This window comes from Pseudomonas sp. PA-6-3C (assembly GCF_021605825.1).
Lineage (GTDB): Bacteria > Pseudomonadota > Gammaproteobacteria > Pseudomonadales > Pseudomonadaceae > Aquipseudomonas > Aquipseudomonas edaphica.
Map to the genome: position 1 here is coordinate 30,445 of NZ_WKDV01000043.1, position 22,448 is coordinate 52,892.

Annotated in this window: 20 protein-coding genes; 14 read left to right on the forward strand and 6 right to left on the reverse strand. The window is 59.7% G+C overall.

Annotation, left to right across the window (positions count from 1 at the left end; all coding sequences use genetic code 11):
- Positions 1–57: 57 nt before the first annotated feature.
- The 3 genes from GIW48_RS24085 to GIW48_RS24095 are packed head-to-tail and all read right to left on the reverse strand — an operon-like array spanning position 58 to position 2,523.
- Positions 58–825 (reverse strand): TerB family tellurite resistance protein, encoded by a 768-nt coding sequence (locus GIW48_RS24085; RefSeq protein ID WP_017138068.1) that lies wholly within the window; start codon positions 823–825, stop codon positions 58–60.
- Position 826: 1 nt separating this feature from the next.
- Entirely contained in the window at positions 827–1,501 is a 675-nt protein-coding gene (murU, locus tag GIW48_RS24090) for an N-acetylmuramate alpha-1-phosphate uridylyltransferase MurU (RefSeq protein ID WP_017138067.1), read from the reverse strand.
- Positions 1,498–2,523, reverse strand: a complete 1,026-nt coding sequence (locus tag GIW48_RS24095) for an aminoglycoside phosphotransferase family protein (protein WP_170040782.1) — start codon at positions 2,521–2,523, stop codon at positions 1,498–1,500. The genes murU and GIW48_RS24095 overlap by 4 nt, the downstream gene beginning before the upstream one ends.
- A gap of 130 nt (positions 2,524–2,653) precedes the next feature.
- Here GIW48_RS24095 and GIW48_RS24100 point away from each other — a divergent pair, with 130 nt between their 5' ends.
- The 11 genes from GIW48_RS24100 (at position 2,654) to GIW48_RS24150 (ending at position 16,848) form a co-directional block, all read left to right on the forward strand.
- On the forward strand, positions 2,654–5,491 hold the full coding sequence (locus GIW48_RS24100; RefSeq protein ID WP_017138065.1) for an LPS-assembly protein LptD: 2,838 nt from the start codon (positions 2,654–2,656) through the stop codon (positions 5,489–5,491).
- Positions 5,466–6,806 (forward strand): peptidylprolyl isomerase, encoded by a 1,341-nt coding sequence (locus GIW48_RS24105; protein WP_236460416.1) that lies wholly within the window; start codon positions 5,466–5,468, stop codon positions 6,804–6,806. The genes GIW48_RS24100 and GIW48_RS24105 overlap by 26 nt, the downstream gene beginning before the upstream one ends.
- Complete coding sequence (gene pdxA, locus GIW48_RS24110; protein WP_169987480.1) at positions 6,803–7,792, forward strand: 4-hydroxythreonine-4-phosphate dehydrogenase PdxA; 990 nt, start codon at positions 6,803–6,805, stop codon at positions 7,790–7,792. Before GIW48_RS24105 ends, pdxA begins: the two co-directional genes overlap by 4 nt.
- A complete protein-coding gene (gene rsmA / locus GIW48_RS24115) occupies positions 7,789–8,601 on the forward strand; it encodes a 16S rRNA (adenine(1518)-N(6)/adenine(1519)-N(6))-dimethyltransferase RsmA (RefSeq protein ID WP_056857851.1) in 813 nt (270 codons plus the stop codon). Before pdxA ends, rsmA begins: the two co-directional genes overlap by 4 nt.
- Before the next feature lie 231 nt (positions 8,602–8,832).
- Positions 8,833–9,213: a Co2+/Mg2+ efflux protein ApaG gene (gene apaG, locus GIW48_RS24120; RefSeq protein WP_017138061.1), complete on the forward strand. Its 381-nt coding sequence runs from the start codon at positions 8,833–8,835 to the stop codon at positions 9,211–9,213.
- Positions 9,213–10,061 (forward strand): symmetrical bis(5'-nucleosyl)-tetraphosphatase, encoded by an 849-nt coding sequence (locus GIW48_RS24125; protein WP_099550419.1) that lies wholly within the window; start codon positions 9,213–9,215, stop codon positions 10,059–10,061. The genes apaG and GIW48_RS24125 overlap by 1 nt, the downstream gene beginning before the upstream one ends.
- 9 nt (positions 10,062–10,070) lie before the next feature.
- A complete protein-coding gene (glpE, locus tag GIW48_RS24130) occupies positions 10,071–10,400 on the forward strand; it encodes a thiosulfate sulfurtransferase GlpE (protein ID WP_017138059.1) in 330 nt (109 codons plus the stop codon).
- A gap of 285 nt (positions 10,401–10,685) precedes the next feature.
- Positions 10,686–12,608, forward strand: a complete 1,923-nt coding sequence (locus tag GIW48_RS24135) for a PrkA family serine protein kinase (protein ID WP_026013778.1) — start codon at positions 10,686–10,688, stop codon at positions 12,606–12,608.
- 113 nt (positions 12,609–12,721) lie between these two features.
- Complete coding sequence (locus GIW48_RS24140; protein WP_017138057.1) at positions 12,722–13,993, forward strand: YeaH/YhbH family protein; 1,272 nt, start codon at positions 12,722–12,724, stop codon at positions 13,991–13,993.
- The gene (locus GIW48_RS24145) at positions 13,990–15,555 is read left to right on the forward strand and encodes a SpoVR family protein (protein WP_017138056.1); all 1,566 of its coding nucleotides are present in this window, start codon (positions 13,990–13,992) and stop codon (positions 15,553–15,555) included. Before GIW48_RS24140 ends, GIW48_RS24145 begins: the two co-directional genes overlap by 4 nt.
- Positions 15,556–15,618: 63 nt before the next feature.
- Complete coding sequence (locus tag GIW48_RS24150) at positions 15,619–16,848, forward strand: multifunctional CCA addition/repair protein (protein WP_236460415.1); 1,230 nt, start codon at positions 15,619–15,621, stop codon at positions 16,846–16,848.
- Positions 16,849–17,028: 180 nt separating this feature from the next.
- Here the strand turns inward: GIW48_RS24150 and folK are convergent, their stop codons facing one another.
- Both folK and folB read right to left on the reverse strand, forming a co-directional pair.
- Positions 17,029–17,547 carry a 2-amino-4-hydroxy-6-hydroxymethyldihydropteridine diphosphokinase gene (gene folK, locus GIW48_RS24155; RefSeq protein ID WP_138449758.1) on the reverse strand — a complete coding sequence of 173 codons (519 nt, stop codon included), beginning with the start codon at positions 17,545–17,547 and terminating at the stop codon, positions 17,029–17,031.
- Positions 17,538–17,891, reverse strand: a complete 354-nt coding sequence (gene folB / locus GIW48_RS24160; RefSeq protein ID WP_017138053.1) for a dihydroneopterin aldolase — start codon at positions 17,889–17,891, stop codon at positions 17,538–17,540. The genes folK and folB overlap by 10 nt, the downstream gene beginning before the upstream one ends.
- Positions 17,892–17,964: 73 nt before the next feature.
- Here folB and plsY point away from each other — a divergent pair, with 73 nt between their 5' ends.
- Positions 17,965–18,534 (forward strand): glycerol-3-phosphate 1-O-acyltransferase PlsY, encoded by a 570-nt coding sequence (plsY, locus tag GIW48_RS24165; protein ID WP_170040785.1) that lies wholly within the window; start codon positions 17,965–17,967, stop codon positions 18,532–18,534.
- A gap of 34 nt (positions 18,535–18,568) precedes the next feature.
- On the opposite strand, the gene tsaD is transcribed toward plsY, so the two are convergent.
- Positions 18,569–19,594, reverse strand: a complete 1,026-nt coding sequence (gene tsaD / locus GIW48_RS24170; RefSeq protein ID WP_017138051.1) for a tRNA (adenosine(37)-N6)-threonylcarbamoyltransferase complex transferase subunit TsaD — start codon at positions 19,592–19,594, stop codon at positions 18,569–18,571.
- A gap of 203 nt (positions 19,595–19,797) precedes the next feature.
- Here tsaD and rpsU point away from each other — a divergent pair, with 203 nt between their 5' ends.
- Both rpsU and dnaG read left to right on the forward strand, forming a co-directional pair.
- Positions 19,798–20,013 (forward strand): 30S ribosomal protein S21, encoded by a 216-nt coding sequence (gene rpsU / locus GIW48_RS24175; RefSeq protein WP_002551877.1) that lies wholly within the window; start codon positions 19,798–19,800, stop codon positions 20,011–20,013.
- Between the two features lie 452 nt (positions 20,014–20,465).
- Positions 20,466–22,436: a DNA primase gene (gene dnaG, locus GIW48_RS24180; RefSeq protein WP_017138050.1), complete on the forward strand. Its 1,971-nt coding sequence runs from the start codon at positions 20,466–20,468 to the stop codon at positions 22,434–22,436.
- Positions 22,437–22,448: the final 12 nt, after the last annotated feature.

The window sequence follows — 22,448 nt, forward strand, 5'->3', positions numbered from 1 at the left end:
CCAGCCTGGCAAGCCAGCTCCCACACTGATTGGGTTGTCACTTCCAAATGGTGGTGGCTACCTGAAATCCCGCCGTTCGCGAATCAACGCATAAGCATTGTGCAGCTCGCGGGTGCGCTCGGTGGCCTCACGCACTTGCGCCAGGCTCGCGCCACTGCCGGCGATCTTGTCCGGGTGATGGCGGCTGAGCAGGCGGCGATAGGCACGTTTGATCGCCGCCGGTTCGCTGGTGGACGTCACCCCCAGAATCCGCAACGCCTCCTGATACGCCCCGCCACGACTGGCTAATGGCTTGCGTTCGGGGGCGTAATCAGACGCCAGCGCCTGCAGCTGTTGCGGCGTCCACCCCAGCCACTTGCCCCATAGGTCAATCAGGTCGCGCTCGGCGTCATCGGCCCTGCCGTCCGCCCAGGCCATGCGCCAGCATGCACGCAATACACCTTCTGCCGCATGGGGTTGGGCTTTGAGTACGCGCAGGTAATTGCGCACTCGGTCGGATCCCGACTTGCCACGATTGAACGCGGTAATCGCCCGACGCTGGGCCGGCTCGCTCATGTCCAGCGAGCGCATCTCCTGGCGCGCCTGCTGAATATGCCCCTCCACCACCCGGCCATTACTCTTGGCCAGGCGCCCCAACAAAACAAACAGCAATTCGTCGTTGCGCAACGCCGGGCGCCCGCCCAGGCGCTCGCGCAATTGCGCCCAGCTGTGCAACTGCAGGCGGCGATCCAGTGCCTGCCCCAGCAATGCGCCCAACAAGGCCCCCGGAATACTGGCAATGGCAAAGCCAGCCCCGGCACCGATCAGTGTCCCTGGCCACAACATCTTATTGCCCCGCAGTCAGCAGGGTTTCAACCTGCGCCAGACGCTCCAGCGTGCCGACATCAATCCAGCGTCCTGTCATGTGCTCTCCCGTTACCAGACCTTTGGCCATGGCCTCCCGCAACAGCGGCGCCAGTTTGAAGGCACCGGCGCTGCAACCCGCGAACAACTTCGGGTCGAGAACTGAAATGCCACTGAAGGTCAGGTTATCGGCACCGGGCGCGGCATCATGAAGCAGACCTTCGTCCAGGTAGAAATCGCCGCCAGAAGGGTGATGCGCCGGGTTATCGACCATCACCAGGTGAGCCAGGCCCTTGAGCGGTTGCTTGAGGAGATTGAAGTCGTAGTCGGTCCAGATATCACCATTGACCACCAGAAAAGGCTCCTCGCCCAACAACGGCAGCGCCTGGAAAATTCCGCCACCGGTTTCCAGCGGCTCGCCCTCGGGCGAGTACTGAATGCGCAAGCCAAACTGCGCACCATCACCCAGATAGCTTTCAATCTGCTGGCCGAGCCAGGCATGGTTGATCACGATATCGGTGAAGCCGGCCTTGGCCAGCGCTTCAAGGTGATACTCGATCAAACGCTTGCCGCCCGCCTGCACCAGTGGTTTGGGCGTGTGCAACGTGAGCGGGCGCATCCGCTCACCTTTGCCTGCTGCCAGGATCATCGCCTTCATACGCCCGCCTCGGTTGGTTCACGCAGGCTGGCGAGCAGCTCGCCCAACTCGTCCAGCTCCGGCCGGTCGGCCAGTACCGCTTCTATATAAGCAAAGAAACGCGGCACATCGGCCAGGTAGCGTGGCTTGCCATCGCGATGGCAGATGCGTGCAAAAATGCCGATGACCTTGAGGTGACGCTGCACGCCCATCAGGTCACTGGCCCGCAGGAACTCGTTGAAATCCGCCTGCACCGGGATGCCCAACGCGGTGGCACGCTCCCAGTAGCCGCGTTGCCACGCCTGCACACGCGCCTTGGGCCAGCTGAGAAACGCATCCTTGAACAGGCAAGTGATGTCATAGGTGACCGGGCCGTAGACCGCGTCCTGGAAGTCCAGCACGCCGGGGTTCGGCGCGCTGATCATCAGGTTGCGCGGCATATAGTCGCGATGCACCAGCACTTTGGGCTGGGCCAGGGCGCTGTCGATCAGGTGATCGCTGACTCGTTGCCATAAGGCCTGCTGCCGGGTGTCGAATTCGATACCCAAATGCCGGCGCACGTACCACTCCGGAAACAATTCCAGCTCACGGCGCAACAAGGCCACGTCATAGCTGGGCAGCGGCGCGTCCATCGGCAATTGCTGAAAAGCCAGCAACGCGTCGATGGCATCGGCAAACAATTGATCGGCGTTTTGCGCGTCAATCACGTCCAGATAGGTTTTTCTGCCCAGGTCATTGAGCAAAAGAAAGCCGCGCGGCAAATCTTCTGCATAAATTTTTGGCACATTTATTCCCGATTTCGCGAGTAAATCAGCGATATCGACGAAAGGTTTGCAGTTTTCCTGGGGCGGTGGAGCGTCCATGACGACGAACGTGCGACCGCCGCCCTCCCACCGGAAATAACGCCTGAAACTCGCGTCGCTGCTGGCCGCGGTCAATGTGGCCGGAGGTACGACACCCCAGTCCTGAGCGTTGAAAAGGATCGGCAACTGCTCATCCAGCCAAACTTTCAGCTGTTGTAAACGTAGATCTTGCTCGGGCATTACAAGGGTCTCCGACGGCGCTAGCCGTCAAGCGGGTCATGCTTTATTATCACGCATCTTTTTCAGACCATCGAGAGGCGTGCGGCCCAAACCGCGGGCAGATGGCACGCAGGAAGCCCGGACTAATAAGATGGCATTGAAATCCCCCGCGTTTCGTAGAAAATTTCCGTTGCTGGTAACCGGCAGTCTGCTGGCCATGCAACCTTTCGCCACCTCATTCGTGGTCGCCGCGGAACAGTATGACTGCTCAGTCTCTGCTTCGGGTGCCTGGGATTGCGCGCCAAAAACCGCCGCAGCCCCGTTACCACCGCGCCCGGTGCACGACGGTGCAGCCGTCAGCGCCGCTGGCAGCACGGCGCAAGCCGATGCTGGCGGCACCGCTGCGGCCGAGCCCAAGACCACCCTGGTCACCGAGTCCAAGGGCCGTGGCCTGCGTTCGCGCAGTGCCGACTACAGCCACCTGGACTGGGTGCCTCGCGACAAGCTGACCGCAGCCCAACTGGCTGAGACCGGCCCGTATTGCTCCGGCGCGTACATCGAGCCGACCCGTCCTGGCATGAACGACAAGACGGACAAAAGCGATTCGCCGACCTTCATCGGTGCCAAGGTGTCTCGTTACGAGCAGGAACAGCAGGTTGCGACCCTGGCCGGTGACGTCGTCATGCGCCAGGGCAGCATGCAGATGGAGGCTCAGGAAGCCAGCCTGTACCAGGCCGAGAACCGTGGCGAGCTGAACGGCGATGTGCGTCTGCGCGACAACGGCGCCCTGATCGTCGGCGACCACGCCGAGGTCCAGCTCGATACCGGCGCGGCCCAGATCGACAATGCCGAATACGTGCTGCACAAGTCGCGCATTCGCGGTAACGCCCTGTACGCCAAGCGTGCCGAAAACGCGATCATCCGTCTCAAGGACGGTACGTACACCACCTGCGAGCCGGACAGCAACGCCTGGCAGCTCAAGGGCAACAACATCACGTTGAACCCGGCCACCGGTTTCGGTACGGCCACCAACGCGACGTTGCGGATCAAGAACATCCCGATCCTCTACACCCCGTACATCTACTTCCCGATCGACGACCGTCGTCAATCCGGCTTCCTGCCGCCAAGCTTCAGCACCGGCAGCGAAACCGGCTTCACACTGGTTACGCCGTACTACTTCAACCTGGCGCCAAACTACGACGCCACGTTGTACCCGCAATACATGACCAAGCGCGGTTTGTTGATGGAAGGCGAATTCCGCTACCTCACCAAATCCAGCGAGGGCCAGTTCGGTGGCGCGTACTTGAATGACGACAGCGACGAGCGGAAAAAGCAGACCGATTACGAAAAAACTCGGTATATGCTCAATTGGCAGCATAAGGGCGGGCTGGACTCACGCCTGTCGACCCAGGTTGACTACACCAAGATCAGCGATCCGTTCTACTACCAAGACCTGAAATCCTATCAGGAAGGTATCCAGACTCAGGACTACGTTAACCAGCAAGGCTCCGTAACCTATCGCGGTGACAGCTATCAGGCTCGCCTGAACCTGCAGGCCTACCAGTTGGCAACGATTTCACAAATCACCCCGTATAACCGGCTGCCGCAGATCACCTTCAACGGCACGCTGCCGTTCCATCCAGGCGGTGTGAACTTTACTTATGAGACTGAGGCTGTTCGGTTTGACCGGGATCTCCGGAGCGGCAACGTTCTTGATGAGAATGGCGGCCCAATTAATGCAGACGGCACTTTAGGTGAGAAACGCCTTGACGAATACGTAACCGGCTTAACCCGCGCCAACGGCACTCGCCTGAACGTCGCTCCGGCCGTCGAATACCCGATGAACTGGACCTACGGCTTCATTACACCGAAGCTCAAGTACGTATACACCAAGTACGATCTTGATCTTGATGCCAAGGGCAAGAACGACATCGTCGCGCAACAGGCGGCAGCGGCAGCAGCGGGCACTCAATACGCCGGTGGCAATTTCAAAAGTTCCCAGGACCGCGCGATTCCAATCGCCAGCATCGACAGCGGCCTGTACTTCGACCGCAATACCAACTGGTTCGGCAAAGACTATCGCCAAACCCTGGAACCGCGCGCCTATTACCTTTATGTCCCGAATAAGGACCAGAGCGATATTCCGGTATTCGACACCAGCGAATACTCGTTCAGCTATGCCTCTCTATTCCGCGACAACCGCTTCAGCGGCACCGACAGGATCGGCGACGAGAACAAACTGTCCCTGGGCTTGACCAGTCGCTGGATCGAGGAGAATGGCTTCGAACGTCAGCGCGCGTCCATCGGCCAGGCGGTGTACTTCAAGGATCGTGAAGTTCAGTTGCCGGGCATCCTGGCTGCCGACCGTGCCGACGCACAGTCTGACGTGTCGCCTGTTGCCTTGGAATACGAGTTCCGCTTCAACCGCGACTGGCGAGCCACCGCTGACTACAACTGGGACACCGAGGAGCACACCCCTCGCTCCGGCAGCGCGATGCTCCACTACCAGCCGGAAGACAACCCAAACAAAATCATCAACGTTGGCTATCGCTATCGTAACGACCAGGTGGTCTACAACCAACTGACTGGCAAATGGCAGTTTGGTGGTGACTACGGTACCGAAGGCCAACCTAACTTCATCAAGGATTACTACAAAATCCAGCAACACGACTTCTCGATGATGTGGCCGATCATTCCGCAGTGGAACCTGATCACCCGCTGGCAGTATGACTATGCCCGCAACCGTACCCTGGAAGCCTTCGGTGGTTTCGAGTACGACAACTGCTGCTGGAAACTGCGCGTCATCAACCGTTACTGGGTTTCCAACGACGAATACAGCCAGATCGCCCCGCTTAACGAAAAGGGTGACCACGGGCTCTTCTTCCAGATCGTCCTCAAAGGACTCGGCGGCCTGACCGGCGCCAAGGTAGAGAGCTTCCTCGACAAAGGCATTGAAGGTTATCGTGAACGTGAAGACCAAGCTTTCTGATTGCTTGCGCCCGCTAGTGCTGGGCGCGCTGTTCCTGGGGGCCGCATCGGCACACGCTGCGGTTCAACAGCTGGACAAGGTAGTGGCCATCGTCGATAACGACGTGATCATGCAGAGCCAACTCGACCAACGGGTCAAGGAAGTTCAGCAAACCATCGCCAAGCGTGGCGGCGGCGTACCGCCTACCAGCGTGCTGGACCCACAGGTACTTGAGCGCCTGATCGTCGAAAACCTGCAACTGCAGATCGGCGAGCGCTCCGGCATCCGTATTTCGGACGAAGAACTGAACCAGGCCGTCGGCACCATCGCTCAGCGCAATAACATGAGCATTGACCAGTTCAAGGCTGCCCTGGCCCACGATGGTTTGTCTTATGAAGACGCCCGTGACCAGATCAAGCGTGAAATGATCATCAGCCGTGTGCGTCAGCGCCGTGTAGCGGAGCGCGTTCAGGTGTCTGAGCAGGAAGTGAAGAACTTCCTGGCCTCGGACCTCGGCAAGATGCAGCTCTCCGAAGAACTGCACCTGGCCAATATCCTGGTTCCAACCCCAGACAGCGCCAGCTCCGAGCAGCTCAATGCCGCTGCGGCGAAAACCCAGGCTATCTATGATCGCCTGAAAGCCGGTGCTGACTTTGCCCAGACGGCCATCGCCATGTCCGGCAGCGACAACGCCCTGGACGGCGGTGACATGGGCTGGCGTAAAGCCGCGCAATTGCCACCTCCGTTCGACCGTGAGCTGAGCGCCATGAGCGTCGGTGAAATCACCCAGCCAGCGCGTACGCCAGGCGGTTTCATCATCCTCAAGTTGCTCGGCAAACGCGGCGGCGAGACCTCGCTGAAAGACGAAGTGCATGTTCGTCATATCCTGGTCAAACCAAGCGAAATCCGCACCGAGGCGCAAACCAAGGAGCTGGCCCAGAAGATCTATGACCGCATCGAAGGCGGTGAAGACTTCGCCACCCTGGCCAAGAGCTTCTCGGAAGACCCGGGTTCCGCCCTCAACGGTGGCGACCTGAACTGGATCGACCCGAAAGCGCTGGTGCCGGAGTTCCAGGACGTCATGGCCAAGACCCCGCAAGGCGTTCTGTCCAAGCCGTTCAAGACCCAATATGGCTGGCACGTCCTGGAAGTCCTTGGCCGCCGCGCCACCGACAACACCACCCAGGCCCGCGAGCAACAAGCCCTGACCGTGCTGCGTAACCGCAAGTACGACGAAGAGCTGCAAACCTGGTTGCGTCAGATCCGTGACGAAGCCTACGTAGAGAACAAGCTGCCAGGCGCCGAGCAAACAGGCACCGACCAGGCAGCACAGTGAAACCCCAGCGTTTCGCGGTAACACCCGGCGAGCCGGCCGGCATTGGTCCAGACCTGTGCCTGCTGCTCGCCTCGCACCCTCAGCCACACCCCCTGATTGCCATTACCAGTCGCGACCTGCTCCTTGAGCGGGCCGCGCAGCTGGGTGTGGCTGTCACCTTGCTGGACGTGGCGCCGGGCAACTGGCCCGACCTGCCCGCCCCGGCCGGTAGCCTGTATGTGTGGGACACCCCGCTGGCAGCCAAGGTGGTTGCCGGGCGACTGAACAAGGCCAATGCCGCGTTTGTGCTGGAAACCCTGACACGCGCAGGCCAAGGCTGCATCGACGGCGACTTCGCCGGTATGATCACCGCCCCGGTGCACAAGGGCGTGATCAACGAGTCCGGCATTGCCTTTTCCGGCCATACCGAATTCCTCGCCGAACTAACCCATACCGAACAAGTGGTGATGATGCTGGCCACTCGCGGCCTTCGGGTAGCGCTGGTGACCACGCACTTGCCGTTGCGCGATATCGCCGACGCCATCACTGCCGAGCGTGTGGAGCGCGTTACACGCATCCTGCACACCGACCTGCAACAGAAATTCGGCATTGCCCAACCACGCATCCTGGTTTGTGGGCTCAACCCGCATGCCGGTGAAGGCGGTCATTTGGGCCATGAAGAAATCGACATCATTGAACCGACATTAGAGCGTCTGCGCCAAGAAGGCATGGACCTGCGCGGCCCATTGCCTGCAGACACTCTGTTTACCCCCAAATATCTGGAGCACTGCGACGCAGTGCTGGCGATGTACCACGACCAAGGGCTGCCCGTGCTGAAGTACAAAGGCTTCGGCGCCGCAGTCAACGTGACACTGGGCCTGCCGATCATCCGCACCTCCGTCGACCATGGCACTGCCCTGGACCTGGCGGGCAGCGGCAAGATCGATACCGGCAGCCTGCACGTGGCCCTGGAAACCGCCTATCAGATGGCCGAGACCCGTATATGACTGAGCATTACCAACACCGGGCGCGCAAGCGCTTCGGGCAAAACTTCCTGCACGACGCTGGCGTGATCGACCGTATTCTGCGTTCCATCCATGCCAAGCCAGAAGACCGCTTGCTGGAAATCGGCCCGGGCCAGGGCGCATTGACCCAAGGCCTGCTCAACAGTGGCGGCCAGTTGGACGTGGTGGAGTTGGACAAGGACCTGATCCCGATCCTCAACCAGCAGTTCGCCGGTATGCCCAACTTCAACCTGCACCAGGGCGATGCGCTGAAGTTTGACTTCAACAGCCTCAACGCCGCGCCCAACAGCCTGCGGGTGGTCGGCAACCTGCCGTACAACATCTCTACGCCGCTGATTTTTCACCTGCTGAACAATGCCGGGATCATCCGCGACATGCACTTCATGCTGCAAAAAGAAGTGGTTGAGCGTTTGGCCGCAGGCCCAGGCGGTGGTGATTGGGGCCGTCTGTCGATCATGGTTCAGTACCATTGCCGCGTAGAGCACCTGTTCAACGTCGGCCCTGGCGCCTTCAACCCGCCGCCGAAGGTCGACTCGGCCATCGTGCGCCTGGTGCCGCACGCGGTGCTGCCGCATCCGGCCAAGGACCACAAGTTGCTGGAGCGCGTGGTACGCGAAGCGTTCAACCAACGCCGCAAGACCCTGCGCAACACGCTCAAGGCGCTGCTGAGCAACGCCGAGATCGAAGCCGCCGGTGTCGACGGTGGCCTGCGCCCCGAGCAACTGGACCTGGCCGCGTTTGTGCGTCTGGCTGATCAGCTTGCGATCCAGCCTGCGCCGACCGTGGAATAAGCTGTAACTCGATACAACTGTGGGAGCGGGCTTGCCCGCGATGGCGGTGCATCAGTGACACATTCAGTGACTGACACACTGCATTCGCGAGTAAGCCCGCCCCCACAGTTGCTCCGCGTTATACCGATAGCGCTTGCCGCCTGCCCGACACATGTCTGGCCTAGTGCCCCGCTCATGGCCTAGACTGATCCGCATCTGCTGTCCTCCGCTTTTGCTCTTAAGGCCTCTTGCATGTCCGATCCTCGCTACCAGATCGACGTCAGCGTCGTCACCCGCTTCCTCGCGGACCAATCGCAACCTGAACACGACCGTTATGCCTTCGCCTACACCATCACGGTGAAGAACAACGGGCAGGTGCCGGCCAAACTGCTGTCGCGCCACTGGGTAATTACCGATGGCGACGGCCAGGTCGAGGAAGTGCGTGGTGCCGGCGTGGTTGGTCAGCAGCCGTTGATCGACATCGGCGCCAGCCATACTTACAGCAGCGGCACGGTGATGACCTCCAAAGTCGGCACCATGCAGGGCTCGTATCAGATGAAAGCCACCGACGGAAAACTGTTCGACGCCATCATCGCGCCGTTTCGCCTCGCAGTGCCCGGAGCCCTGCACTGATGACGACGTACGCAGTCGGTGACCTGCAAGGCTGCCTGGAACCCCTCAAATGCCTGCTGGAGCGCGTAGCCTTCAACCCGGCGAGCGACCGCTTGTGGCTGGTCGGCGACCTGGTCAATCGCGGCCCCGAGTCCCTGGAGACCCTGCGCTTTCTTTATAAGATGCGCGATTCATTGGTGTGCGTGCTGGGCAACCATGACCTGCACCTGCTGGCGGCCGGCAATAACATCGAACGCCTGAAAAAAGGCGACACCCTGCGCGAGATCCTGGAAGCGCCGGACAGGACTGAATTACTGGACTGGCTGCGCCGCCAAAAGCTCATGCATTACGACGAAGGCCGCAACATGGCCTTGGTGCATGCCGGCATCCCGCCCCAATGGACGCTGAAGAAAGCCCTCAAGGGCGCCGCCGAAGTCGAAAGCGCCCTGGCCGATGACAACCTGTACACCGCCTACCTCGACGGCATGTACGGCAACGAGCCGGTCAAGTGGGACAATGACCTCACCGGCGTGGCCCGCCTGCGCGTGATCACCAACTACTTCACACGCATGCGCTTCTGCACCGCCGAAGGCAAGCTGGACCTCAAGAGCAAGGAAGGCGCCGACACTGCGCTGCCCGGTTATAAGCCATGGTTTGCCCACAAGGAACGCAAGACCCGTGACATGAAGATCATCTTCGGTCACTGGGCGGCCCTGGAAGGCAAATGCGAAGAACCTGGCGTGTTCGCCCTCGACACCGGTTGCGTGTGGGGCGGCGCCATGACCCTGATGAACATCGACACCGGCGAGCGCCTGAGCTGCCAGTGTGAACCTCCCCCTTCTGTAACACTGCCGGGCGCCAAGCCCTAGGAGCCCGCCATGAGCGAATTCAAACGTATCCCTCCCGAACAAGCCCAGGCCCTGCGCGAGCAAGGCGCCGTGGTGGTCGACATCCGCGACCAGCCGACCTATGCAGCAGGCCACATCAGCGGCGCGCAGCATCTGGACAACCACAACATCCAAGACTTCATCCGTGCCGCCGACCTCGATGCACCGGTGATCGTGGCCTGCTACCACGGCAATTCCAGCCAGAGCGCAGCGGCCTATCTGATCAGCCAGGGCTTCTCCGACGTCTATAGCCTGGACGGTGGCTTCGAGCTGTGGCGTACGACCTATCCTGCAGAAATTGCCTCCGACAATTCGCAATAATTTTTTTCACACCCCGCCACCCCGCATGACGCTTGGGCTTGCGCCGTTTCTGACGAACGGCGCAGCCAAACTAATTGCGCATCGCGCCTTGACCTCCCGGATTCCGAACTATCCTTAAGCGCAGGCCATCCGAATCAGGGGAGAGCCGGTACACCGGCGTGCGGGTCATCGGTAGCGTTTCAGGGTGTTCTGGGGGGAAAACAGCCAGTGGCGATCGCCAATGGCTGCCAGCATCGACTGATTGATCCGGCGTCGGCTCCACGTATCGAGCGAGGTGACGACGTCATGAGTATCTTTAGCCACTTCCAACAACGCTTCGAGTCCACCCAGCAGGAAGAACTCACCCTGCAGGAGTATCTCGAGCTGTGCAAAAAGGACCGCAGCACCTACGCATCTGCCGCCGAACGCCTGCTGCTGGCGATTGGTGAGCCGGAGCTGGTAGACACCTCGAACAATTCGCGCCTGTCGCGAATATTCTCCAACAAGGTGATCCGGCGCTACCCGGCCTTTGAAGACTTCCACGGCATGGAAGAATGCATCGACCAGATCGTCTCCTACTTCCGCCACGCCGCCCAAGGCCTGGAAGAGAAGAAACAGATCCTCTACCTGCTCGGCCCGGTCGGCGGCGGTAAGTCGTCCCTGGCGGAAAAGCTCAAACAACTGATCGAGAAGGTGCCCTTCTACGCCATCAAGGGCTCGCCGGTGTTCGAGTCGCCTTTGGGGTTGTTCAACGCCACGGAAGATGGCGCGATCCTCGAAGAAGACTTCGGCATCCCACGCCGCTACCTCAATACCATCATGTCGCCGTGGGCCACCAAACGGCTGTCGGAGTTTGGCGGCGACATCAGCCAGTTCCGCGTGGTGAAACTCTACCCGTCGATCCTCAACCAGATCGGCGTGGCCAAGACCGAGCCAGGTGACGAGAACAACCAGGACATCTCGGCGCTGGTGGGCAAGGTCGATATCCGCAAACTCGAGGAGTTCCCACAGAACGACGCCGACGCCTACAGCTACTCGGGCGCACTGTGCCGGGCCAACCAGGGCCTGATGGAGTTCGTGGAAATGTTCAAGGCGCCGATCAAGGTGCTGCACCCACTGCTTACCGCCACCCAGGAAGGCAACTACAACAGTACCGAAGGTCTGGGCGCGATTCCGTTCACCGGGATCCTGCTGGCTCACTCCAACGAATCGGAATGGCATACCTTCCGCAACAACAAGAACAACGAAGCCTTCATCGACCGGATCTACATCGTCAAGGTGCCGTACTGCCTGCGGGTCAGTGATGAAATCAAGATTTACGACAAGCTGCTGTTCAACAGCTCCCTGGCCAAGGCCCATTGCGCGCCTGACACCCTGAAGATGCTTGCGCAATTCACCGTGCTCTCGCGCCTCAAGGAGCCGGAAAACTCGAACATCTACTCGAAAATGCGCGTGTACGACGGCGAAAACCTCAAGGACACCGACCCCAAAGCCAAGTCGATCCAGGAATATCGCGACACGGCGGGCGTGGATGAGGGCATGAACGGCCTTTCCACCCGTTTCGCGTTCAAGATCCTCTCCAAGGTCTTTAACTTCGACCCGCACGAGATCGCCGCCAACCCGGTGCATCTGCTCTATGTGCTGGAACAGCAGATCGAACAGGAGCAATTCCAGGCCGAAACCCGCGAACGTTACCTGCGCTTCCTCAAGGAATACCTGGCGCCGCGCTACATCGAGTTCATCGGCAAGGAAATCCAGACTGCATACCTGGAGTCCTACAGCGAGTACGGCCAGAACATCTTTGACCGCTACGTGCTGTACGCCGACTTCTGGATTCAGGACCAGGAATACCGCGACCCGGAAACCGGCGAGATCCTCAACCGCGTGGCCCTCAACGAGGAACTGGAGAAGATCGAAAAACCGGCCGGCATCAGCAATCCGAAGGATTTCCGCAACGAAATCGTCAACTTCGTGCTGCGCGCCCGTGCCAACAACAACGGCAAGAACCCTACCTGGCTCAGCTACGAGAAGCTGCGGGTGGTCATCGAGAAAAAAATGTTCTCCAACACCGAGGACCTGCTGCCGGTTATCAGCTTCAACGCCAAGGCCAGCAAGGAGGACCAGCAAAAACACAACGACTTTGTTACGCGCATGGTCGAACGCGGCTACACCGACAAACAGGTACGCCTGCTTTCCGAGTGGTACCTGCGGGTGCGTAAATCACAGTAAGGCAGCGACAGGCGCGTGCTGCCGGGCTTCTGGCCCGGCAGCCGACCGCTTGTCTCTAAGCTTCCAGCTCGCGGCTTGAAGCTTGTAACGTGAAGCTGCCCGGAGGGCTCCCCATGAGCTATGTGATCGACCGACGCCTCAATGGCAAGAACAAGAGCACGGTAAACCGTCAGCGTTTCCTGCGGCGTTACCGTGACCACATCAAAAAGGCCGTTGAAGAGGCCGTCAGCCGCCGCTCCATTACTGACATGGAGCATGGCGAGCAAATCAGCATTCCTGGACGCGACATCGACGAACCGGTGCTGCACCACGGCCGGGGCGGCAAACAGACCGTCGTGCACCCCGGCAACAAGGAGTTCACCACCGGCGAGCATATCCAGCGCCCCCAAGGCGGTGGTGGCGGTAAAGGCCCCGGCAAAGCCGGCAATTCCGGCGAGGGCATGGACGAGTTCGTGTTCCAGATCACCCAGGAAGAATTCCTGGAATTCATGTTTGAAGACCTGGAATTGCCTAACCTAGTCAAACGCAACCTGACCGGCACCGACACCTTCAAGACCGTGCGCGCAGGGATCAGTAACGAGGGCAACCCGTCCCGCATCAATATCATTCGCACGCTGCGCTCGGCCCATGCACGCCGTATCGCACTGTCCGGTAGCAGCCGCGCCAAACTGAAGGAAGCCAAGGAAGAACTGGCGCGCTTAAAGCGCGAAGAGCCGGATAACTTCGGCGATATCCAGCAAATCGAGGCGGAAATCGAGAAACTCAGCGCGCGTATTCACCGCGTGCCGTTCCTCGACACCTTCGACCTCAAATACAACTTGCTGGTGAAACAACCCAACCCCAGCTCCAAGGCGGTGATGTTCTGCCTGATGGACGTGTCCGGCTCCATGACCCAGGCCACCAAGGACATTGCCAAGCGCTTTTTCATCCTGCTGTACCTGTTCCTGAAGCGTAACTACGACAAGATCGACGTGGTGTTCATCCGCCATCACACCAGCGCCCGGGAAGTGGACGAAGAAGAGTTCTTCTACTCGCGGGAAACCGGCGGCACCATTGTGTCCAGCGCCTTGAAGCTGATGCAGGAGATCATGGCCGAGCGCTACCCTGCCAATGAGTGGAACATCTACGCCGCGCAAGCCTCCGACGGCGATAACTGGAACGATGACTCGCCGATCTGCCGCGATATCCTGATCAACCAGATCATGCCGTTCGTGCAGTACTACACCTACGTTGAAATTACCCCTCGTGAGCACCAGGCACTGTGGTTCGAATACGAGCGCATCGGCGAAGCCTTTGCCGATACGTTCGCCCAGCAGCAACTGGTCTCGGCCGGCGATATCTACCCGGTCTTCCGTGAACTCTTCCAGCGCAGGTTAGTGACATGACCGCCAAAAAAGAGCATAAGCGCCAACCCATTTCCACCGGCTCCGAGTGGACCTTTGAACTGATCCAGGCCTATGACCGGGAAATCAGCCGCATCGCGGCGGGTTATGCCCTGGACACTTACCCCAACCAGATCGAAGTGATCACCGCCGAGCAGATGATGGATGCCTACGCCTCGGTCGGCATGCCCTTGGGCTACCACCATTGGTCCTATGGCAAACACTTCCTCAGCACCGAGAAGTCCTACACCCGTGGGCAGATGGGCCTGGCCTACGAGATCGTGATCAACTCCGACCCGTGCATCGCCTACCTGATGGAAGAAAACACCATCTGCATGCAGGCGCTGGTGGTGGCCCACGCGTGCTACGGGCATAACAGTTTTTTCAAGGGCAACTACCTGTTCCGCACCTGGACCGATGCCAGCTCGATCATCGATTACCTGGTGTTCGCCAAGCAGTACATCATGCAATGCGAGGAACGCCATGGCATCGATGCGGTAGAGGACTTGCTCGACTCTTGCCACGCGCTGATGAACTACGGCGTCGACCGTTACAAACGCCCGTATCCGATTTCCGCCGAGGAAGAACGCCTGCGCCAGAAGGAGCGTGAGGAGCACCTGCAAAAGCAGATCAACGACCTGTGGCGCACGATTCCTAAAAAGGCCGGCAAAAACAGCGACAAGGACAATGCTCGCTTCCCCGCCGAACCTCAGGAAAACATCCTGTATTTCCTGGAAAAACACGCGCCGTTGCTGGAGCCGTGGCAGCGAGAAATCGTGCGCATTGTGCGCAAGATCGCCCAGTATTTTTATCCACAGCGCCAAACCCAGGTGATGAACGAAGGCTGGGCAACGTTCTGGCACTACACCTTGATGAATGACCTGTACGACGAAGGCCTGGTCACCGACGGTTTCATGATGGAGTTCCTCACCTCCCATACCAGCGTGGTGTTCCAGCCCGGTTTTGACAGCCCGTATTACAGCGGCATCAACCCCTACGCGCTGGGCTTTGCCATGTACCGGGACATCCGGCGCATGTGTGAACACCCCACCGAAGAAGACCGCCGCTGGTTCCCGGAAATCGCCGGCAGCGACTGGTTGTCGACCATCAAGTTCGCCATGAGCAGCTTCAAGGATGAGAGTTTCATCCTGCAGTACCTGTCACCTCAGGTGATTCGCGACCTGAAGCTGTTCAGCATTCTCGATGACGACCTCAAGGATGATCTGGTGGTGCCTGCCATCCACGATGAGCCCGGCTACCGCACCATCCGTGAAACCCTGGCAGCGCAGTACAACCTGGGCAACCGTGAGCCAAACGTGCAGATCTACAGCATTGATGTGCGCGGCGACCGTTCGCTGACCTTGCGTCACCAGCAGCACGACCGCAAACCTTTGGGCGAGTCCACCGAGGAAGTGCTCAAACACCTGCACCGGCTGTGGGGCTTCGACATTCACCTGGAAACCCTGCAGGGCGATCAGGTGATGAAAACCCACCACGTGCCGCCACGCACCGACCACAACGATAACGACTACGGCCGCCTGGACCTGGCCGTCGTACATCTCTGAAACAGCAAAGCCTCCATTGGTCCGGCTCAGGCGGTATCCTGTGCCGCTAATGGAGGCTTTTTCATGAAAATCTACACAGTCGGCGGTGCGGTGCGTGATCGCCTGCTCGGCCTCAAGGTCACCGACATCGACCGCGTCGTGGTCGGTGCGACCACTGAAGAAATGCTCGCTAAAGGCTACAAGCCAGTCGGTGCTGACTTCCCGGTATTCCTGGACCCAAAGAACGGCGACGAATACGCCCTCGCCCGCACCGAACGCAAGAGTGGCCGGGGTTATGGCGGCTTTGTGTTTCACGCAAGCCCCGAGGTCACGCTGGAAGAAGACCTGATTCGCCGTGACCTGACCATCAACGCCATGGCCGAGGATGATGACGGCAACCTGACCGATCCCTATGGTGGCCAGAGCGACCTTGAAGCACGGATTCTGCGTCACGTTTCTCCCGCGTTCGCCGAAGATCCCCTGCGAGTGCTGCGTGTTGCACGCTTTGCTGCGCGTTACGCTCACTTGAATTTTACCGTCGCCCCGCAAACCCTGGAACTGATGCGCCAACTCAGCGAGTCTGGCGAACTGCAAGCCTTGACCCCGGAGCGCAGTTGGAAAGAAATTTCCAGGGCGCTGATGGAGGATCAGCCGCAGGTGTTTATTCAGGTACTGCGCGACTGCAACGCGCTGAAAACCCTGATGCCCGAAGTGAATGCACTGTTTGGCGTGCCACAACCCGAGGCTCATCACCCGGAAATCGACACCGGCATCCATACCCTTAGCGTGCTCGAGCAAGCCGCCTTGCATCAGCAGCCGCTGACCGTGCGCTGGGCCTGCCTGCTGCACGACCTGGGCAAAGGCCTGACGCCTGTGGATAAGTTGCCGCAGCATATTGCCCACGAACACACGGGCTTGAAGCTGATCAAGGCGGTCAATGAACGCTTCAAGGTGCCGAAGGATTGCCAGGAACTGGCCCTGCTGGTCGGCCAATACCACACCCACGGCCACCGTGCGCTGGAGCTGAAAGCCTCGACGCTGCTGGAGTTGCTGCAAAGTTTTGACGTGTATCGCCGGCCGCAGCGCTTTGAAGAGTTTGTGGTGAGTTGCGAAATGGACGCCCGGGGCCGCAAGGGCCTGGAGCAGAGAAGTTATCCACAGGCGGATTATTTACGCGGCGCAGCCAAGGCCGCTCGCGAAGTACCGGTGGCGCCCTTGCTGGAGAAAGGTTTCAAAGGCCCGGAGCTGGGCGAGGCGCTCAAGCGTGAGCGACTCAAGGTGCTCAAAGCCTACAAAGAGCAATACAACCTGTAGTCGTTACTCTTTGTGGCAGACGGGTTTGCATCAATGCCGTTCAGTTAAACGCAAAACGTGTGGGAGCGGGCTCGCCCGCGAAGACATCGGCACAGTAAACATTGATGCTGACTGACCCACCGCTTTCGCGGGCAAGCCCGCTCCCATAGTTGAATCCGGTCAAGCCAGGCGCATCGGCGGCTACAGTAGATCCGCCGGGGTCAACTGCTGGCCCCGCCATTCAAACGCAACTGGCGCCAGCACCTGGTCGATCTGGGCATCGCGCCATAACTCGGCCATGGTCTTATCGACTTCAGGGTGCACGCGATCCGGCGCCATCAACGACAACGGCCACAGCACAAAAGCATTCTTCAGGATCTCTGCGCGGGGCAGGATCAAACCATCGAAATTCCCCACCAGGTCACCGTACAGCAGCACGTCGATATCCAACGGCAGCCCTTTGCGGTCCGGGGCATAACGACCATTGTCAGCCTCGATGAATTTCAACCGACGATCCAGCTCCATCAACGGCAGGTCGGTATACGCCGACACAACAAGGTTGAAGAATGGCCCGCTCTTGATGCCCACCGGCTGGCTTTCAAACACCGCGGAGCAGCGTACATCGGTCAAGAAACTCGCCAACGCGTCCAAGCCGGCACACAGGTGCGGCTCGCGCTCGATATTGCTGCCAAGGCCAAGGTAAACCTGAGTTAGCGACATCCGCGCTCGATCTCCACGCCCACGCCTTTGGCAGCCGGTACGGCGCCGGGCTTGGTCAATTTGAGGTGCAGCCAGGGAATCTGGAATTCGTTCATCAGCACTTCGGCCAACCGCTCGGCAAAGGTTTCCACCAACTGGTATTGGGATTGCTCGGCAAAGGCCTGGATACGCGTGGACACACTGGCGTAATCCAGCGCCAGGGTCAGGTCGTCACCGGCGGCCGCCGGGCGATTGTCCCAGGCGAAGCTAAGGTCCAGGCGCAGGCATTGCTTGATGCCGCGCTCCCAGTCGTAGGCCCCGATTACGGTGTCGACTTCCAGGCCTTCGATAAACACTCTGTCCAAGCTCTTCTCCGCAGCACGACAAGGGCGCATTGCCCCGGTTAGAATCAGGGCGTCCTCGCCCGGAATAGTTAGCATGTTTTGGTTACTGGCGATTCTCGCCTACCTGCTCGGCTCGCTGTCCTTCGCCATTTTGCTCAGCCGCCTGACGGGAAATCCCGACCCGCGAATGAGTGGCTCAGGCAATGCCGGCGCCACCAATATGTTGCGCCTGGCCGGCAAGAAACTCGCCGTACTGACGCTGCTGGGTGACGTCTGCAAGGGCTTGTTGCCCGTACTGATCGCCAGCTTCGCCGGTCTTACCTTGCAACAGCAGGCCTGGGTGGGCGTGTGCGCCGTCCTGGGCCATCTGTTTCCGCTGTACTTCCGTTTTCGCGGCGGCAAAGGCGTCGCGACCGCGGCCGGCATGCTGCTGGGGGTTTACCCTCCGGCAGCGCTGCTGGCCGTGCTGGCCTGGCTGCTGACGTTCTACCTGACCCGCACCAGCTCGCTGGCCGCACTGATCGCCACGCCACTCACCCTGCCGCTGCTCGCCTGGCAGGCACCGGCGGCGTTGCTGCCGATGAGCGTACTGACACTGCTGATCGTGTGGCGCCACCGCGGCAATTTACGCGACCTGTTTGCCGGGCGCGAACGGCATTTTTAAATACCGTTGATGAGCCCCGCGCAAGCCAAGCCACTTAAAGCGGTGAAAGCTGCTCCATCGGCCAGCGTGCCTGCACGCTGATCGCCAGGCTTTCGTGCTGCCCGGCCTGCAAGCGCTGGCAACCGGCGTAGGCAATCATTGCGCCGTTGTCGGTGCAAAACTCAGGGCGCGCGTAGAACACGTCACCCTTCATGTCGCCGAGCATTTTTTCCAGCGAGGTACGCAGCGCCTTGTTGGCGCTGACGCCGCCTGCGATCACCAGACGCTGCATGCCTGCCTGTTTGAGGGCGCGCTTGCACTTGATGGTCAAAGTCTCCACCACGGCCTGCTGGAACGCCAGCGCGATGTCGCAACGGGCTTGTTCACTGTCGTCCCCGGCGCTGACGCTTTGCTGCCAGGTGTTCAGTGCGGAGGTTTTCAAGCCGCTGAAACTGAACATCAGGCCTGGGCGGTCGCACATCGGGCGCGGGAAGGTGTAGCGGCCCGGCACACCTTTTTCGGCCAGCCGCGCGATTTCCGGGCCACCGGGATAATTGAGGCCCATCATCTTCGCGGTTTTGTCGAAAGCTTCGCCGGCGGCGTCGTCCAGCGACTCACCCAAAAGCGTGTATTGGCCGATTCCATCCACCTGAACCAACTGCGTGTGGCCACCGGAAACCAACAAAGCGACGAACGGGAACTGCGGCGGTGTTTTTTCCAGCATCGGTGCCAGTAAATGGCCTTCCATATGGTGCACGCCGAGGGCTGGAATACCCCAGGCAAATGCCAGCGCCTGGGCGCAAGAGGCCCCAACCAGAAGGGCTCCAACCAATCCGGGGCCTGCGGTATAGGCGATCGCGTCGATCTCGGTCGGCACGCAGCCGGCCTCGTCCAACACCTGGCGAATCAAGGGCAGCATGCGCTTGACGTGATCTCGGCTGGCCAGCTCCGGCACCACCCCGCCATAGGCGCGGTGCAGGTCGATCTGACTGAACAGTGCATCGGCCAAAAGCCCGCGTTCACTGTCGTAAAGTGCGACACCGGTTTCGTCGCAGGAGGTTTCAAGTCCCAGTACTAGCATGGGTTTGCGCCTTGTAGAGGCTGAATTCGAAGGCGCGCATAATAGTCGCCACTCCCCCTCCCGACTAGCGGTTTTCGATCAGAGGCTTTGCATTCCGGTCAATGAGGGGTTAACATCCGCAACCCTTAAAAACCGACGACCTCAGCCGCGAATTTTTTGCGACGAGAACGTTGATTCCCGGTAATGAAAGAAGGTAGCTCTGGATGCCAGCCGTCAAAGTAAAAGAGAACGAACCCTTCGACGTAGCTCTGCGTCGTTTCAAGCGCTCCTGCGAAAAAGCCGGTGTTCTGGCTGAAGTTCGTAGCCGCGAATTTTATGAGAAGCCAACTTCTGAGCGTAAGCGTAAAGCAGCAGCCGCTGTTAAGCGTCACGCCAAGAAAGTTCAGCGCGAACAGCGCCGCGCCGTTCGTCTGTACTAATACACAGACTTACGTAGCAAGCTTCTGCCAAGCCCGGCCCTCAGCCGGGCTGTTGGCATTTGCGGATATCGCTTGATGCTTCACCGTCGACGCCGCACACGCGACCGAGACACTGCTTCACACGTCAGGACTGGCTCTTCTGCCAGCGGTGCGCGTCTCTTCTGACGAGCCTAACAAGGCTACTGACGAGCACACCCCTTTTTCTTGCAACACAGATTCTACAAACAGACGATCGACTGTGTCGGCTGTGCCCATCAAGGCTTTTCCGAGGCTGCTATTGGCCAACACCGGACGTCAGGGCAACATTTCCAAGCCGAAGACTGATACAAACTAACGTCAGTGAATGCTCGGCAGATACACTCCCCATGCAAACGATAGATGTTCGAGCACTCGATACGTGCGCTTGATCACTTCACGGGCCCTCATTTACACGCAGTGATGACGAGAACGCCATGGCCGGGCTGATTCCCCAGAGTTTTATTGACGACCTTCTTAACCGCACCGACATCGTCGATGTTGTCAGCTCGCGCGTGCAAATGAAGAAGGCCGGCAAGAACTACACCGCCTGCTGCCCGTTCCACAAAGAAAAAACCCCGTCATTCAGCGTCAGCCCCGACAAGCAGTTCTACTACTGCTTCGGTTGCGGCGCGGGCGGCAATGCCCTCGGCTTTATCATGGACCACGACAACCTGGACTTCCCCCAGGCTGTCGAGGAACTGGCCAAAGCCGCCGGCATGGAAATCCCCCGCGAAGAAAGTGGCCGCTCGCACAAACCGCGTCAACCCACTGATTCGCCGCTGTACCCGCTGCTGACGGCCGCTGCCGACTTCTACCGTCAGGCGCTTAAAAGCCATCCGCAGCGCAAGGCCGCCGTCGAGTACCTCAAGGGTCGCGGCCTCACCGGTGAGATCGCCCGGGATTTTGGCCTGGGCTTCGCCCCGCCGGGCTGGGACAACCTGTACAAGCATCTGAGCAGCGATACGCTGCAGCAGAAGGCCATGATCGATGCCGGTCTACTCGTGGAAAACGCCGAGACCGGCAAGCGCTATGACCGCTTCCGCGACCGCGTGATGTTTCCGATCCGCGACAGCCGTGGCCGCATCATCGCTTTTGGTGGCCGCGTGCTCGGGGACGACAAGCCTAAATACCTGAACTCCCCGGAAACGCCGGTATTTCACAAGGGCCAGGAACTCTACGGCCTGTTTGAAGCGCGCAAAAACAATCGCAACCTCGATGAAATCATCGTGGTGGAAGGCTACATGGACGTCATTGCCCTGGCGCAGCAAGGCCTGCGCAATGCCGTCGCTACCCTGGGCACCGCCACCAGCGAAGAGCACATGAAGCGCCTCTTTCGCGTGGTGCCCAGCGTGCTGTTCTGTTTTGACGGCGACCAGGCCGGCCGTAACGCCGCCTGGCGTGCGCTCGAAGCCACGCTGTCGAGCCTGCAGGACGGGCGCCGCGCGCGCTTTCTGTTCCTGCCCGAAGGCGAAGACCCGGACACCCTGGTGCGCTCCGAAGGCACCGACGCCTTCCGCGCCCGCATCAATCAACACGCACAGCCGCTGGCGGACTATTTCTTCCAGCAGTTAACCGAAGAAGCCGACCCGCGCTCCCTCGAAGGCAAGGCCCACATGGCCACCCTCGCAGCGCCGCTGATCGACAAAGTGCCAGGCGCCAACCTGAAGTCACTGATGCGCATGCGCCTGCTGGAAATCACCGGCCTGAGTGGCGAGGCCGTCAGCCAACTGGTGCATAGCGCACCGCAGGAAGCCCCACCGGCCTACGACCCAGGCATGGATTACGACGCCATGCCGGACTATTCCGACTTCCACCAACCGCAGGAGGCCTATGCGCCCCAGCAGGAGTGGACACCGAAGAAACCCGGCGCCGGCGGTAAAAAATGGGACAAGAAACCCTGGAACAAGAACGGCAAACGCGGTGACCGCGACGAGGCATACGCGCCGCGAACTCCTGTCGCCGTCGAAGCTCCAACGCTCATTGCGCTGCGAACACTTATTCACCACCCGCAATTGGCAAAAAAAGTTGAGAGCGCCGATCACTTTGCCAACGAGAGCAACACGTATGCTCAGGTACTGATCGCCTTGATTGAGGCGGTACAGAAAAATCCTAAGCTAAACTCAATTCAATTGATGGCTCGTTGGCACGGCACCGAACAAGGACGCTTGCTTAAAGCACTGGCGGAAAAGGAGTGGCTAATTGACGGCGACAACCTTGAACAACAGTTTTTAGACACCATTACTAGGTTATCCGCAGGTCAGCACACGCAGACCCTGGATGAGCTGATCAAGCGTGCAAGGCAGCCGGGATTGTCGGCTGAAGAGCAAATTCAGATAGCAAAACAGATGCGCGACCTCTTAAAACAGAATGTTTGTACATCTAACCCGACCTCAGCTGGCGTGTGAGGTCATAGCTCG